We start from the raw sequence: 14,543 nt of genomic DNA on the forward strand, positions 1-14,543 counted from the left end.
TCACTACAAGACTTTAGAGGGAGCAGTCACATCCAGAGGCAATGAATGTCGCATATTGTTCCTGATCTTTTTGGCTCTCCTTCAGCTCCTAAAGGCGATATAAAAACGCCAGGGCGTAGCACAACTGCTGAAAAGATGCCTCATAACAGGCATAATGTCCCCCGTACTCAACCTTTGGCAGACCGCTTAAGACCACAAAAATTAGAAGATGTGAGCGGACAGGAGCATCTTTTAGGTCCAGATGGCACTTTAAGCCGTATGCTTGAAAGCGGTAGCCTTCCCAGCCTTATTTTATGGGGCGGTCCAGGATGTGGTAAAACAACAATAGCGCGTTTATTAGCCAGTAAGGCAGATTTGTTTTTTGCGCAAATATCAGCAGTTTTTTCAAATGTATCTGAGTTGCGCAAAGCCTTTGATGAGGCTGATCGCCGTTTGGAAGCAACAGGAAGAGGAACGCTTTTATTTGTTGATGAAATTCACCGCTTTAATCGTGCTCAACAAGATAGTTTCCTCCCTTTTGTAGAAAGAGGCACTATTGTTCTTGTCGGGGCAACGACCGAAAATCCCTCTTTTTCACTAAATGCGGCACTTCTCTCGCGTTGTCAGGTTCTTGTTTTAAACCGGCTTGACCATGTATCTCTTGAAGAGCTTTTAAAACGTGCAGAGCGTGAAGTAGGGCGTCCTTTGCCCCTGACACCAGAAGCGCGTGTTTCGCTTTGCGCCATGGCTGACGGAGATGGCCGCTATCTCCTGAATATGACAGAACAGGTTCTTGCTCAACGTCCTCGGAAACAGGGTAGTGACCTTACAGATTTTGGTCCCGCCGAGTTGGCAACAATTTTGTCTCGTCGTCCCGTTCTCTATGACCGTGACCGGGAAGAGCATTATAACCTGATTTCAGCTTTGCATAAATCTTTGCGGGGGAGTGATCCTGACGCGGCTTTATACTGGTTTGCCAGAATGCTCGAAGGAGGAGAAGATCCCCGTTATATTGCTCGCCGTCTCGTACGTTTTGCTGCTGAAGATGTAGGTGAGGCTGATCCCACATCCCTTCCTCTCGCTCAGGCAGCCTCGCAGGCTTATGAAAGGTTGGGCTCACCAGAAGGAGAGTTAGCCCTGGCTCAGCTTGTGGTGCATTTGGCTGTGGCCTCCAAATCTAATGCTGTATATGTGGCATATAAGGCAGCACGGCAGTTAGCGCGTCAGACTGGAAGCCTTATTCCACCGGCTCATATACGTAATGCCCCCACGAAATTGATGAAAGATCTTGGTTATGGTAAAAATTACGCTTATGACCACGATGAAGAAGATGCGTTTTCGGGGCAAAATTATTTCCCTGATGGGATGGAGCGTGTAACGCTTTATCGTCCTACTAATCGTGGCTTCGAAGAGAGAATTCAGAAACGCCTTGATATCTTGGCTCAAAAACGGGCATCCCGCCACACATGACAGTTCAAAATCGCATTATTACCGAAGATGAAACGGATTTACGTCTAGATCGCTGGTTTCGTCGCCATTACCCTCATATAACTCAAGGTGCTGTGCAGAAATTGTGCCGCAAAGGGCAAATACGTGTTGATGGAGGGCGGGTTCAGGCCAATCATCGCCTTATTGCCGGCCAAAAAGTACGTATTCCTCCCATGCCTAATGTGGAGCAGCCTGCGCCTCTACCGCCGCCCGACCCTGCTTTGCTAAAGCGTGTTGAGTCCATGATTTTATATCAGGATGATCAGCTTATTGTGCTTAATAAACCTTCTGGTCTGGCAACTCAGGGGGGGCCTGGTATCACTGAGCATGTTGATCAGATGATTGAGGTTTTACGTCCAAAAGGGGGTGATCGCCCAGGCTTGTTCATAGACTGGATCGCGATACGTCGGGTGTTCTTCTTTTGGCCCGTACTCCTGGTGTTGCGGCAAAGCTTGCCTCGTCTTTTCGCACACGTGATGTTGAAAAAACCTATTGGGCTATTGTTGTTGGGCGTCCTAATCCATCTGAAGGTATTATTGATCAGCCACTTGCCAAAGTTGGGGCAGGGGAGCCGCTCTTATTGTGCCAGCACAGCGTGGTGATGAAGATGCCATGTCAGCCAAAAGTTCATATGAAATTATTGATAGTGCAGGGCGTAAATTTAGCTGGTTAAAACTTTCTCCTTTAACAGGACGAACTCATCAATTGCGTGTGCATTGTGAAAGTTTAAAAACCCCTATTTTGGGAGACCCTCGTTATGGTGGGAAGGCGGCTCATCCTGATGGCTTTATCAATAAACTGCATTTACATGCGCGCCAGCTAGAATTTCCTCATCCTGCGGGGGGAACGTTGCGTGTTACGGCGCCTCTGTCACAACATATGACAGAAAGCTTTAAAGCATTAGGTTTTGTCGCGGGCACCACAGAGCACCCAATGAGAAAACGCTAATTTTGCTAAAGTGCAAGATAAATAGACGCTAAGAAAAGAAGGTCAGGCTTGATGAAAAAGCTTTTAGGTGGCTTGCTTGGTTTATTGCTCGCTTTCATTGCCATAAGCGTAGGAGCCCATTTCCTTGCTGATCAAGATACGATCCGCAAGCAGGTCGTGCAGGCTGTCAAACAGCAGACCGGGCTTAATTTAACGATGGAAAAAGCCACCTTTCAGCTTTTGCCCTGGCCGTCATTTCATGCCGAAGATGTGCGCTTGGCCCGCCCCATTGTGCTGCTTTTGTTACAGCACGATTGGTTCATGCTGATATGTCTTTCTTAGCACTTTTTCATCGTGAGATTGCTCTTCAGGATTTCACGGCAGAAGGAGCAAACGCTAATTTTTCTACTTCGCCTAATCAAAAATGCTCAAGCTGGTTTGATGTTGCAGGTTATAAAAATGCAAATATCTCTGACGGACCAGATCTTAAAGATAAAGCAAAAGATTCAACGCCCTGGAAAGTCTCTTTTGATTCATTGCGCCTTAAAAATACGCAGCTAAAGTGGGATAATGGCGACATAAAAACAGAAAAGCTTCAAGGCAGTGTCTTTATTGAAAGGCTTGATCTTGCAGCCCTGACAAGTGCTAGTCCATCAATCAACTTAAAGGCATCTCGGGATAATGTTCCTTTTACTCTTATCGGGCATCTTGGTCCTTTAAAAGATATTTTTGCCTCATTACCAACAAGACCCTGGGCCTTTAGTGTGGGGCTAAATTTTGGCCCAGATCAGAAAAATGATCATGTAACTATTGATGGTACAATGAGAGACTTTCCTCGTCTGGATAAGGCTCTTTTTACCCTTCAGGGCCACATTGATAACTTGCAGGATTGGCAGGCGCTTTTCCCCGATAGGCACTTTGGGGATGTTCGTAATATTAGCGGTAAAATTAGCTTAAAATTTAGTGAGGCAGCTCAAGAGGCTTTACCTTATAGCACCTATATGAAGTTTATGGGCTATGATTTAAATCCTGTTGCCGTGGCACTCAAACTTGGTGAAGTTAATTTGCCTGATGCGGCTTTAAAGGCGCATGATATAGAGTTCATGGCAGAGGGCTCTTCTGTTCCTTTAAGAATAGAAGCGGCGCTGGAACTAGGAAAATCATCCTGGCAAATGCTGGCTAATTTGGGTGATTTTGCACAAATTATGTCTTTACTGCATGGTGAAGATGAAGCGCAAATTCCACTTGATGTGCAGTTAAGAGAGCGGGCGTTGCTATCAAAACAGACATCACCAAATAAGGTCTCAGAAGGTGTTAACAGTCAGGGCAATTTTCAGCTTCATGCCAAAGGTGTGCTTGGCCTAGGAACAAGCCAAATTTCTTTTAATGGAGAAGGGAAAGCCTTTAAATTTCCACAGCTCTCTCTCCTGCCCGAATTTCTTAATAATATAGTGACTGATACGACATTTCACGATGTTGCCTTACAGTCTGATTTAAAGCTTGAAGATCTTTCCGCTAAAGGTCAGCTTGCAGCAGCTTCACTTCAAAATATTAAATTCAAAAGCCGTGAATTAGAGGGTGAAGGTGAGATTGCCCTTTCTCAGCTTTCTTTAAAGCAACCTCGTTATGATGTGCATTTGCACTTCAAAACTATTGACGGTAACAGTTTTTTATCCTCATCCGAGGCTTCAAAAGAGACAGTAGAAAAGTCTCATTCAGTTCGTAAGAACATGAATCAGGCTCAGAATAAAAATCTCTTTTTTAAAAATTTGCGTTACCTATCAAAAGGATGGGATGGTCTGCTTGATGTAAAATCAGATCATTTCACTCTGGGGCCGCTCATTTATGACAATGTAGCCTTTTATGCCCTCATGGGAGGGGATAAAATTACAGTTGATCCAATTTCGGCACAATTTGGTGACACGCCCCTTAGAGCACGCTTTTCCTACAATAATACAAGTGAGGCTCCTTTATTACATGTGAGCACCGGATCATTTGTTCTACCGGCTTCCTTGTTATTAGAAAGCTTCCATAAACCAAGCTTTATTGAAGGTAATATGTGGCTTGATGGTCATATTGAGGCACAAGGGGAAAGCTGGCCAAGCATAATGTCTTCTCTGAAAGGTCCTGTTGATATTTCTCTGATTGATGGAAAGATCAAAAAATCCTTTCTTGCTCCGTTGGCTGGACCAGCTGCACCTTTATTGACATTGGGAAAACCAACTCTAAAGCTCCATTGTGCTTTAGGTAGTATGAAATTTCTGAATGGTATTGCGGATTTTAATAGTATCGTCTTTCAAACAAAACATTATGCTATGCAAGGCCGTGGTAAGGTCGATCTGAACGAAAACTCATTGGACCTTGTTATTAACCCACATTTAAACGCTATTGATCGTGAGGTTTCGGCTTCTATGGAAGTGACAGGGTCCTGGAGCCATCCACGCATAACAGCTTTACGTAATAAGGAAGGTTATTTTCAGCTAGATCTAGGCAAGGCTGGGTCTGACAATGATCCTTGCTCAAATGCTTATAAAAAAGCTCATACGGGCCATGAAGTGCCAGCGTTGGGGCCTCAATCAGAACCCAAAAAAGGTAACATTAAAGATATTCTAAAAAGCTTGGATATTGGAGGAAAATTATAATGTCCTCATTGCCTAAGAGATTCTGGAAAAAAGTAACTTTGAAAGAGAGTGAAGGCCTTTATGGCCCCGCTCTCGATAACCGGCCAGTAAAGCTTACGGGCGGAGCTATATTAGCTGTTAGGTCAAAAATTTTAGCACAAGCTTTAGTGGATGAATGGAATATTATAAAAGAGGGAGAGTTTATTTCTCCCGATAAAATCCCTCTCACGCGTATTGCAGGGAGCCATATTGAACAAATTGTCCCACATCTTTCCGAAACAAAAAAATCTCTTTTTTCTTTTGGATTAGATGATGCCCTTTCTTATCCGAGCAAAGCGCAGGATGAGAGTGTGGCGCAAAAATTATATCAGTGGATAAGAGGCATGAAGAGTGATTTGGAACCTCTTCAGGCAAAAGATTTAAGCCCTTTAGAGCATAAAGACTCTTACAAAGTCGCTCTTCAATGCCTTATTGAAAATTTAGAGCCGGATCAACTTGTTATATTAAGGCTTTTAGCGCCCTTAATGAGTAGTTTTTGGCTTTCTTTTGCTTTGATCAATAATGTTATTTTGCCAGAAGAAGGCTTTCTATTTGCCTATGCTGATGAATATCAGCAATTGCGCGACTGGGGGCATGATGAGGTTTTTGCCAAATCTTTAGAGCATAAAAAACAGGAATTTTTTGATATTATCCGTTACTGGTCATTGCTCCATAGTGACCCTGTCTCATAAGAAAAAACCCCGGTATGACTTAACCGGGGTTTTTGACATCTAACTATTTTGCAAAAAATTAATCGACGTCATCAGGCACCATAATGCTAACAGCAGCTGTAGCAGCAATGCCTTCTTCACGCCCTGTAAAGCCTAAACGCTCTGACGTTGTTGCTTTGACAGAAATACGGGAAACAGAGACGTTCAGAAGTTCAGCCAAACGCTCCCTCATAGCTTGAGCATGGGGGCCAATTTTGGGGCGTTCACAAATGATAGTGATATCAGCATTAACCAGATAGCCGCCTTTTTTGCGAATGAGCTCGCCAGCATGAACCAGGAACCGGGCTGAATCCATGTCTTTCCATTTATTTTCACTAGGGGGAAAGTGACGCCCAATATCGCCTTCGGCTAAAGCGCCGTAAATGGCATCGCATAAAGTATGAATACCCACATCCGCATCGGAATGACCAGCCAGGCCTTTTTCATGAGGGACTTCAATACCGCATAAAATCAGTTTGCGATCCTCAGCAAAGGCATGAACGTCATAGCCAAGTCCGACACGAGGAACAAATGTTTTAGAAGCCTGGTCTATGATACGCTCAAGCCGCATAAGATCCTCCATTACGGTCAATTTAATATTGTCTTCAGAGCCTTGTACAATAGCAACATGATGCCCTTCTAACTCTAAAAGAGCAGCATCATCAGTATGGGCATCGCGGTGGCGCTGATGCAGGTCATGTAAAAGAGGGAATGAAAAACCCTGTGGCGTTTGGGCACGCCATAAATTTTCGCGAGAGACTGTATCAATAATTATATTTTGCGAGACTTTTTTAAGCGTATCACTCACAGGAACAGCAGGAATGACACCTGGATAAGTCTCAAGAGCTTCTAGTGTTTCAAGAATTACACGCTCAGGGACAATAGGGCGCGCACCATCATGAACGAGCACGATATCAGGAGGGTTGGGCAATTTAGCTAAAGCTTCCAGGCCTGCACGAACACTATCATGGCGCTCAGCTCCACCTGGTACGGGGGGTAATACATCCAGCCCCTCTAAGGCATGAGCAAGAAGAGGGTCACTTCCAACAGGTTGTACTATATCCACAAAGGGGAGAAGTGCCATAGCAGCATGGCGGATAATGGGTTCACCTTTGAGGCAATGAAACTGCTTGCAGATTGTCTCTTTTTGCGGTGAGGAAGCGGCACCGGCCGCAAAGCGGCGCCCTTGACCAGCGGCTAATAGTAAAGCAGCAATGCGTTTACGTGGGGCAGAAGACATACCCAAACTGAGTCCTTCCTTTAAATTAATGAATTAAGCCACTTTGGTGCGGGCTATCGAGGCTGAACATAGGAATAGATACATAAAAATAATGATCTTCTCCCACCAGAGTGGCATGATAATGACCTACCATAAAACCAGTAGGCGTTTTTAATTCAGCACCGGAAGTATATTCAAAATGCTCTTTGGGGGGAATGATGGGCTGCTCGCCAGCAATCCCCTGGCTGTAAGAACTACTTTTCTTTCCCGTGCTGTCAAGAACAGTCCATGTTCGCCCTGTAAGCTGGACTGTTTCTTTCCCGCCATTTTCAATAATGACGTAATAAACCCATGTGTAAAGCTGCTCTGTTGGATCTGAAAGTTCTTCAATCCAGATAGGGCGGACAGTGACTGTAATATCCCCTGTTTTAGCACTAAAACTTGGAGGTGAAATCAGAGAGGTGGCATCACTCAACCCATGCTCTAAACTTTCTGGAAACTGTGATGAATGATCTGACATACTCTCCCTTATAGGCCTTTAAGGTCTCTATTCGGCCTGTTTCTCCAAGGATCCACTCACTCTCCTCGGTCCCTATTACAGCTCTTAAAATGGCACCATTATGGTTTTGATAAAACTTAAATTTTTAGAGCAGCGTCTGTAGCTTGTTTTAGCTCTTCAATCAAATCTTGCGGATCTTCTAGTCCAATAGAAAGTCGAATAACACCATCGCTAATACCCAATTCTGCTCGCTCTTCGGCTGAGATTTTTTTATGCGTTGTTGTGGCAGGGTGCGTTGCCAAGCTTCTTGCATCGCCCAAATTATTGGAAATAGCGATGATAGAAAAAGCATTCATGCAGGCAAAAGCCCCTTTTTGTCCATTAACTACCTCAAAAGCGATAAGAGAACCACCATCTCTCATCTGTTTTTTTGCAAGTTCTCTTTGAGGGTGATCAGCGCGTCCTATATAGCGCACGTTTTTGACACCGGGCATTTCGGCCAGGGCATCAGCTACTGAGGCAGCATTTTGTGCCATAGTTCTGGCTCTGAGGTCGAGTGTTTCTAGCCCTTTAAGTAATACCCAGGCATTGAAGGGAGAAAGGCTATTGCCAGTATTACGCACAAAAGGCTGAAGAGTTTCTGTTATCCATTGATGGCTCCCTAAAACAGCACCGCCTAAAGTACGGCCCTGACCATCAAGATGTTTAGTGCAGGAATAAATCACAACGTCAGCGCCCAGCGCTAATGGCCTTTGCCCTACGGGAGTAGCAAACACGTTATCGACCATTAAAACAGCGCCCGCCTTGTGAGCATATTCAGAAATTTTGCGTATATCGAGCACGTCTAGCATCGGGTTAGAAGGGGTCTCAATAAGCACAGCCTTTGTAGGAAAGGAAAGAGCGTCTTTCCAGGCGGCTTCGTCCAGCCCGTCGATTAAAACTGTCTCTACACCATAGCTTGGCAAAAGATGCGTTAACAGCCAATGAGTTGAGCCAAATAAGGCTTTTGCAGCTACAACCCTGTCACCTGATTTAACATGGCTGAGAAGAGCACAGGATACGGCCCCCATGCCTGAAGACATGGTCAAACAGGCCTCTGCTCCTTCAAGTAAAGCGAGGCGTTCTTGAAGCGTATCGACTGTGGGATTTCCGTAGCGAGAATATTGATAATGCTCAATTGTGCCTTCAAACGTTGCTGCTGCTTGTTCTGCACTATCATATACATAGCCAGATGTCATAAAGAGCGCTTCAGACGTTTCTCCATGCACTGTTCTGTTAGGGGCATTATGAAGAAGCTGAGTTGCTAAGCGCCAGGCTGAATCAGTTTTTGTTTGTTTTGGAAATTGTGACATTAAAAAACCCTCCATTACAGTCATGTTCCGAGACATAATCTGTGGCGGGCCGTGGAAGTCCTGCTCTTTAATAAGCAAACAGGGCCTCTTTAGCGCAATTATTTAACCTCGCCGCAAGCCGGCCGCTCAAATCACGAGGAGAATTTCAGCTTTCTCGCCAAAATTCTGGGGGAATTATGCGAGGCAGTTACTATGACGTCAAGAGGGAATATGGAGCAAACGCGAAACAGGGGAAAGGGATTGCATGAGCCTAAAGGAAAGGTTATAGAAACCTCCGATGCGGATGTAGTTCAATGGTAGAACGGCAGCTTCCCAAGCTGCATACGGGGGTTCGATTCCCCTCATCCGCTCCAGATTTCTCTAAAATTATCTCTATTTTTCGGGCAGAGTGTCTTGATACGTTTGTCCATTCCAGATCCATTTATCATTTTTGTCGATAATAAGATCGTACATGCCTTTGTGGCGTGTGGAAAGCACAGCGATATCGCCATTCACAGCATCAAGAACCGGTACCCACTGCGGGCCTCTATGAAGATAAACCGAGGTTGTGCATCCCGCTGAGCCACAAAGTCGTGCAGACTGAATCTGCACAAAAAGCCCCTTATCGTTTTTATGCTGGGAAAGAGGTGCTGAGCCAATCAAAATGACAGGAACATCATTATGTGCAGCAGCGTCTTCCAAAATATCTTTATTTAAAGAACGTGCAATTTTATCCAGCTTTGTTCCGGGCTGTGCTGTAAGTAAAACAGGTTTCGAATGTGCTTTGTGCCGATGATGAACTGTCTTAGCCATAAGAGGAGAGGCAAGATTACCAGCACCTGTTATAAGTGTGAGCGCTAAAAACGTTTTGCAAATTTTAGATTTTGATAAATACCGCATAACCTCTCCATATTTATAATAATAGAATATTACCTAAAGGTTATTCATGTCTTAACGTCACGACAAGTACATCACGATAAGCAGGCTTATCTGGGTCCTCTGGTTCTACATTTGTTACACCATGATAGACTTTGTGATCATTGACAATAGCCGTATCAAGAGGGGCGGCGAGTGTAAAACTACCTAAGAGAGTTTTACGATCGAGAGCATGAATTGTGGTTATGCCTTCCTTAATATTTTCGCGGTGAATCATAATTACCAAAACTAAATCTACACCATCGCGATGCATGCCTTCAGGAGTAGGCTTTGCCTGCTGGCCTTTTGCTGCCTCAATGCGAAATTGATGTATTTCGCTATGCCAGGACTTTGGTTTATGTATTTCCGAAATAAGCGATTCAGCAAAATATGTTGCAGTTTGTATAATCGATAATAAAGCAGGATGTTGGCCAATATCCTCTTTAATAGGACTGAACCAGCGTTCTATACCGCCATTTAAAAGGTTGTAATCTCTGCTTTGATAATGAGGCTGATGTTTTTTTCTTTTAATGATGCCATCAGTGACCGAATAAGTCGCATGTCGCCTTTTGCGGTAACGCCCACCATCAGCCATGTAACGATCAAGGCCCAGATCGTTCCAGCTTTCGGCAAATTGTTCCCAGTCTTTCAGAGAAAAATTTTGCAAACCAAGATTTTGATAAAGTAAATGTGCTTCTTTAGAGGGGAGAAAAGCAAAGCTTTGCTCCCTTAATTTTTCTAAAGCGTAGGATGCTAAAGAGGCACCAGTTCGTAGAGATTTATCACTCATAATAAGGCCTTTTCGAAAGGAAAGCCCCACTTTGTAGCAATTAACCTCTCGCTACTTAGGCTTTCTCTTTATGGTGAGTGTGCTTTATCTTCACCAGAAGATCCAGAGCCTAAACGCGGGCGGTAAGGTTTAAATTTTCCTAATAAGGCTGCTTTACCTGCATGGAAAATACCCGTTAAATCTGACTGATGCTGGCGATAAAGTATCTCATGGATAAAGTGAGCAAATTTTGCTCCTAGGCCACGTCCACCAAAGTCTTTTTTGGAAGGCCACATTCCCCAGGCATTATAATGAGAAAGCACCACCACAGCACCCCGATCAGTATAATCAAACGGAATAGGGTTTCTGCCATTTAACAAGGTTGGAACAGCAATATATCCGGCATAACGCCCTTGCTGACGTGCGACCTGAGCCGTAGGGGGAAGAGGGTTTGTCTCTACCCGTGCACAATCACCTATTGCAAGAATAGATGGATCTTTTGTGGACTGAAGTGTAGGTGTAACAATAATCTGACCAGAACGGCTTAAATCCAAACCTTTAAAGATTGAAGTTGCGGCACTTGCCTGCACACCTGCAGCCCAAATACGGATACTAGCTTCAATGTAACGGCCATCTTTGAGCTTGATACCTGTAGCATCAATTTCACTAACCATGGCGTTTGTCATAACGTCATAGCCAATTTTAGTAAGTTCTTCTTCCGCCTCAGCCGACACTGTTTCGGAAAAAGTGGGAAGAACACGTCCCATGGCTTCAATTAAAATTGGTTTGAGATATTTGCGGCGCATCTCAGGGCCCATATCGGGCGTATTATCAATTGCATTACATAATTCTGCCGCTAACTGAACACCTGTCGCCCCGCAGCCGATAATAGCTAAAGAGAGCGGCTTATTATCCTGTCGAGCTTGTTTTATAGCTTCCTGAAAGGTGGTGTGTAAGTTTTCGGCATCATGAATATTATCTAAAAAGAGGCAATTCTCTTTTGCCCCTGGTGTGCCAAAATCATTTGCACGCCCCCAATACTGACTATCAGATAATCATATTCGAGAGTTTGACCATCACTTAATTTGACAGATTTTGCCTGTCTGTCGATGCTACTGGGAGCGCCTTGAATAAAGTTAAATTTAAATTTTTTGGAAAGCTTTTCGAAAGAAAAAACATTTTCTTCAAAATTTAAGGTGCCTGCTGCAAATTCATGCAAAGCTGGCTTCCAGACATGAACAGCATTAGGATCGACAAGTGTCAGGCTAACACCAGCTTTACGGCTCAACGCAATGGCAGCTTCTATACCACCAATGCCGCCACCCAAAATAATCACTCGTCTTTTAGCAGACATAAAACCACCCTTCATGTTCAGAGCGTTTAACTGCACAAATGTGCAACAGCCATCAACTAGAAAAATTACTACGCGAACCTACTCAGTAGTGACAGAGTGAAGCAAGTAAAAGCTTAGTAATATATTCGTTACGTAAAAATTATCTGCCGTCGCTTTGTCATAAAATTTTATAGCGAGGCGCAGCTAGCTGCGATATGAGCCATTAATATCAATATAACCGTGAGTTAAATCACATGTCCAAACGCATGCATTGCCAAATCCTATATTCAAGTCAGCCGTAATGGTTATTTCCTGACCTTTCATATAATTTGTTGCCTCTTCGTCATTGAAGTCGGGGCAACAGTACCATTTTTAGCAACCCACGAGTCCCCTACCGCAATGGAAAGACGGTCTCTGTCAGCAGGCTCACCACTTTTTCCTACAGCCATGACCACGCGGCCCCAATTGGCATCTTCACCTGCAATAGCTGTTTTAACGAGGGGAGAATTGGCAATAGCCAGAGCTATCTTTTTTGCCGAGATATCATCATGTGCATTTTTAACAATAACTTTAATGAGTTTTGTAGCACCTTCACCGTCTCGTACAACTTGCAGCGCCAAATCAAGCAAAATCTCATTTAAAGCATTTTTAAATGCATAAAGCTCTGGGTCATTATAATCAGAAATATCGCTATTATTAACCTGACCCGTAGCAAAAATCATAACCATGTCAGATGTTGAAGTGTCTGAATCCACAGTTATAGAATTAAAGCTCGGTTTCACACCTTCAGAAAGAAGTGTTTGCAAAACGGGGCGAGGGAGAGAGGCATCAGTCACAATATAGGCCAGCATGGTCGCCATATCCGGGGCAACCATGCCCGAGCCTTTGGCGATGCCCTGTATCCGAACCTTTTTAGAGCCGATCATAACTTCCCTTTGTGCAGCTTTAGGGAAAGTGTCGGTTGTCATAATGGCGCGTGCTGCGTTTTCCCACTCATCTTCCTGTAACGTTTCAGTCGCCTTTGGAAGAGCATCAATAATGCGTTGATAGGGTAAAATCTCACCAATTACGCCAGTAGAGGCAACAAATATTTCTTCATCTCTGCAACCAAGATGTTGCGCAAGAGCTGTTACGCAATGATGCACGGCTTCTTCACCAGCTCTGCCAGTAAAGACATTCGCATTACCAGAATTTACTAATAAAGCGCGTGCTGTAAAAGAGCGGGAAAGTGCGGTGCGGCACCATGTAATGGGAGCACCGGGGCACTTATTTTGTGTAAACACACCCGCCACCGTTGTTGATGGAGCGAACTCCATCAACATTAAATCGGTCCTGCCTTTATAGCGTACACCGGCTGCCACACTGCTTAATTTCACTCCCTTCACAAAACCAAGTTTTGGAAGAGGCAAAGCCAGAGGAGAAATGGAGTGCGTCGGTGCCATAAAGGAAAGCCTTAGTTTTTAGTGTGCTTTAGTTGGAGCAGGAGCATCAGCAATGGGTTTGCCTTGAGCATCATAGCGAACAATTTTGACGCTTTTTTCTGCTGCTTCAACAACCTTGCCAATTTCTTCTTTTAAAAGATTTTGGCGGATTTGGTTTTTTACTTTGTCATATGTTGGCACAGGGGCTGTGCGTGTGCCAAGAACCTGAATAACGTGCCAGCCATAGACAGTATGAACAGGTTTTTGAGTGTATGTGCCAGATTTTGTGTCAAAAGCTGCTTTTGAGAAATCAGGGATCATATCACCGCGTTTAAACCAGCCCAGATCACCACCATTATTGCTTGCTGTCGCTTTGTCTGATGAATTTTTGGCTGCTAATTTAGCGAAATCTCCGCCTTTTTTAAGCTGAGCAATAATATCTTTTGCTTTAGCTTCTGAGTCGACCAGAATATGGCGGGCATGCACTTCTTGCTCTGGCTTTTTATTCGCATAATGTTTGTCATAATAAGCCTTCATAGCGTTTTCTGTGATTTTTGGCGCTACTTTTTGCTTAATATAACCATTCATTAATGCAGCTTCAGAGGCACGCATCATGGCTGTTTTAATTTCTGGGTTATTTTCTAGCTTTTCTTTTTTAGCAGCAATTTCGATTGCTTTTTGGCTAATAAGTTGGCCCAGAAGTAAAGGAATAAGCTGCTCACGTGGCACGCTCATTGCTGCTGGTGGCAACTCTGAAAGAGCCCCCTGAACGTCACTAAGGGTAATTTTTTGACCGTCAACAGTTGCAATAACCATGTTAGGGTCAGCTTTGACAGGAGCAGGAGCTGTGCTGGTTGGTGAAGCTTTTGGTGCAGCGAAAGCAGGAACAATTGAAGCAGTCGAAAGAGATAGGCCACCAATTAGAGTCGTGCAAGCAAGCATGAGGCGGTTGAACCGCATAATAATACCTCGATAAGTTTATTAATTAACAATCCTGACCGACCATGACAAAGGCTGCAACGCATCGCAAGAGGGCAATTTTTTTTAAATTGTCTCTGAAACAGATATTCTGTAAGATAGAATGAGTGATTATCACGAAAAAAATGGCGGTATATCGTCTCGTTTTAGATTATGTTCCGCTGTAAATTATATGAAATTTTCTTAAAGTTTAAGCTTTTGTAATAAAGAATTTACTGAAAAATGTTCAATTTTACTAACTCCGTCTTCTCAAGCCATTGACCGTTGAGTCTGTGGTTCCTAATTTCCTTTTCACGCGAAAGCGTGACAAAATG

General features: G+C 43.9%; 12 protein-coding genes, 1 tRNA gene, 2 pseudogenes and 1 riboswitch. Of the genes and pseudogenes, 6 read left to right on the plus strand and 9 right to left on the minus strand.

All coding sequences use genetic code 11. The features are described 5' to 3' along the window. Nucleotides 1–45: 45 nt before the first annotated feature. From GT348_RS02095 to GT348_RS02115, 5 genes and pseudogenes are all read left to right on the plus strand, one after another. Nucleotides 46–1,449, plus strand: a complete 1,404-nt coding sequence (locus GT348_RS02095) for a replication-associated recombination protein A (RefSeq protein WP_160618306.1) — start codon at nt 46–48, stop codon at nt 1,447–1,449. After that, a pseudogene (locus tag GT348_RS02100) lies at nt 1,446–2,415 on the plus strand (RluA family pseudouridine synthase). The gene GT348_RS02095 and the pseudogene GT348_RS02100 overlap by 4 nt, the downstream one beginning before the upstream one ends. 51 nt (nt 2,416–2,466) lie before the next feature. After that, nucleotides 2,467–2,736 (plus strand): AsmA family protein, encoded by a 270-nt coding sequence (locus GT348_RS02105; RefSeq protein ID WP_160618307.1) that lies wholly within the window; start codon nt 2,467–2,469, stop codon nt 2,734–2,736. Further along, complete coding sequence (locus tag GT348_RS02110; RefSeq protein WP_160618308.1) at nt 2,724–5,036, plus strand: AsmA family protein; 2,313 nt, start codon at nt 2,724–2,726, stop codon at nt 5,034–5,036. Before GT348_RS02105 ends, GT348_RS02110 begins: the two co-directional genes overlap by 13 nt. Further along, the gene (locus GT348_RS02115; RefSeq protein WP_160618309.1) at nt 5,036–5,746 is read left to right on the plus strand and encodes an ATP12 family protein; all 711 of its coding nucleotides are present in this window, start codon (nt 5,036–5,038) and stop codon (nt 5,744–5,746) included. Before GT348_RS02110 ends, GT348_RS02115 begins: the two co-directional genes overlap by 1 nt. Nucleotides 5,747–5,804: 58 nt before the next feature. Here GT348_RS02115 and ispF read toward each other — a convergent pair whose 3' ends face one another. The 3 genes from ispF to GT348_RS02130 form a co-directional block, all read right to left on the minus strand. Further along, the gene (ispF, locus tag GT348_RS02120; protein WP_160618310.1) at nt 5,805–7,004 is read right to left on the minus strand and encodes a 2-C-methyl-D-erythritol 2,4-cyclodiphosphate synthase; all 1,200 of its coding nucleotides are present in this window, start codon (nt 7,002–7,004) and stop codon (nt 5,805–5,807) included. Between the two features lie 25 nt (nt 7,005–7,029). Beyond that, nucleotides 7,030–7,503, minus strand: coding sequence for a Co2+/Mg2+ efflux protein ApaG (apaG, locus tag GT348_RS02125; protein ID WP_160618311.1), 474 nt, complete (start codon nt 7,501–7,503; stop codon nt 7,030–7,032). A 116-nt stretch (nt 7,504–7,619) separates the two neighbouring features. Beyond that, nucleotides 7,620–8,834, minus strand: coding sequence for an aminotransferase class I/II-fold pyridoxal phosphate-dependent enzyme (locus GT348_RS02130; RefSeq protein ID WP_201740057.1), 1,215 nt, complete (start codon nt 8,832–8,834; stop codon nt 7,620–7,622). Between the two features lie 68 nt (nt 8,835–8,902). Continuing rightward, a riboswitch (SAM riboswitch) is annotated at nt 8,903–8,982 on the minus strand. Between the two features lie 131 nt (nt 8,983–9,113). Between GT348_RS02130 and GT348_RS02135 the strand changes: the two genes are divergently transcribed. Then, nucleotides 9,114–9,187: transfer RNA gene (locus tag GT348_RS02135), tRNA-Gly, on the plus strand. A 19-nt stretch (nt 9,188–9,206) separates the two neighbouring features. On the opposite strand, the gene GT348_RS02140 is transcribed toward GT348_RS02135, so the two are convergent. From GT348_RS02140 to GT348_RS02165, 6 genes and pseudogenes are all read right to left on the minus strand, one after another. Further along, nucleotides 9,207–9,713 carry a hypothetical protein gene (locus GT348_RS02140; RefSeq protein WP_160618312.1) on the minus strand — a complete coding sequence of 169 codons (507 nt, stop codon included), beginning with the start codon at nt 9,711–9,713 and terminating at the stop codon, nt 9,207–9,209. A gap of 40 nt (nt 9,714–9,753) precedes the next feature. Further along, complete coding sequence (locus tag GT348_RS02145; protein ID WP_160618313.1) at nt 9,754–10,518, minus strand: 2OG-Fe dioxygenase family protein; 765 nt, start codon at nt 10,516–10,518, stop codon at nt 9,754–9,756. Nucleotides 10,519–10,586: 68 nt separating this feature from the next. Then, nucleotides 10,587–11,471 (minus strand): NAD(P)/FAD-dependent oxidoreductase, encoded by an 885-nt coding sequence (locus GT348_RS02150; RefSeq protein ID WP_236646595.1) that lies wholly within the window; start codon nt 11,469–11,471, stop codon nt 10,587–10,589. A 5-nt stretch (nt 11,472–11,476) separates the two neighbouring features. Then, a complete protein-coding gene (locus tag GT348_RS02155; RefSeq protein ID WP_160618314.1) occupies nt 11,477–11,851 on the minus strand; it encodes an FAD-dependent oxidoreductase in 375 nt (124 codons plus the stop codon). 183 nt (nt 11,852–12,034) lie between these two features. After that, nucleotides 12,035–13,272, minus strand: a pseudogene (gene argJ / locus GT348_RS02160) (bifunctional glutamate N-acetyltransferase/amino-acid acetyltransferase ArgJ). Between the two features lie 18 nt (nt 13,273–13,290). Beyond that, nucleotides 13,291–14,211 (minus strand): peptidylprolyl isomerase, encoded by a 921-nt coding sequence (locus GT348_RS02165; protein ID WP_160618315.1) that lies wholly within the window; start codon nt 14,209–14,211, stop codon nt 13,291–13,293. Nucleotides 14,212–14,543 lie beyond the last annotated feature (332 nt).

The sequence above is a fragment of the Aristophania vespae genome (assembly GCF_009906835.1).
GTDB classification, from domain to species: Bacteria; Pseudomonadota; Alphaproteobacteria; order Acetobacterales; family Acetobacteraceae; genus Aristophania; species Aristophania vespae.

Coding starts and splice junctions, on each gene's coding strand:
- GT348_RS02095 (WP_160618306.1), top strand. CDS start 46: ATGTCGCATATTGTTCCTGATCTTTTTGGCTCTCCTTCAGCTCCTAAA.
- GT348_RS02105 (WP_160618307.1), top strand. CDS start 2,467: ATGAAAAAGCTTTTAGGTGGCTTGCTTGGTTTATTGCTCGCTTTCATT.
- GT348_RS02110 (WP_160618308.1), top strand. CDS start 2,724: ATGTCTTTCTTAGCACTTTTTCATCGTGAGATTGCTCTTCAGGATTTC.
- GT348_RS02115 (WP_160618309.1), top strand. CDS start 5,036: ATGTCCTCATTGCCTAAGAGATTCTGGAAAAAAGTAACTTTGAAAGAG.
- ispF (WP_160618310.1), bottom strand. CDS start 7,004: ATGTCTTCTGCCCCACGTAAACGCATTGCTGCTTTACTATTAGCCGCT.
- apaG (WP_160618311.1), bottom strand. CDS start 7,503: ATGTCAGATCATTCATCACAGTTTCCAGAAAGTTTAGAGCATGGGTTG.
- GT348_RS02130 (WP_201740057.1), bottom strand. CDS start 8,834: ATGTCACAATTTCCAAAACAAACAAAAACTGATTCAGCCTGGCGCTTA.
- GT348_RS02140 (WP_160618312.1), bottom strand. CDS start 9,713: ATGCGGTATTTATCAAAATCTAAAATTTGCAAAACGTTTTTAGCGCTC.
- GT348_RS02145 (WP_160618313.1), bottom strand. CDS start 10,518: ATGAGTGATAAATCTCTACGAACTGGTGCCTCTTTAGCATCCTACGCT.
- GT348_RS02155 (WP_160618314.1), bottom strand. CDS start 11,851: ATGTCTGCTAAAAGACGAGTGATTATTTTGGGTGGCGGCATTGGTGGT.
- GT348_RS02165 (WP_160618315.1), bottom strand. CDS start 14,211: ATGCGGTTCAACCGCCTCATGCTTGCTTGCACGACTCTAATTGGTGGC.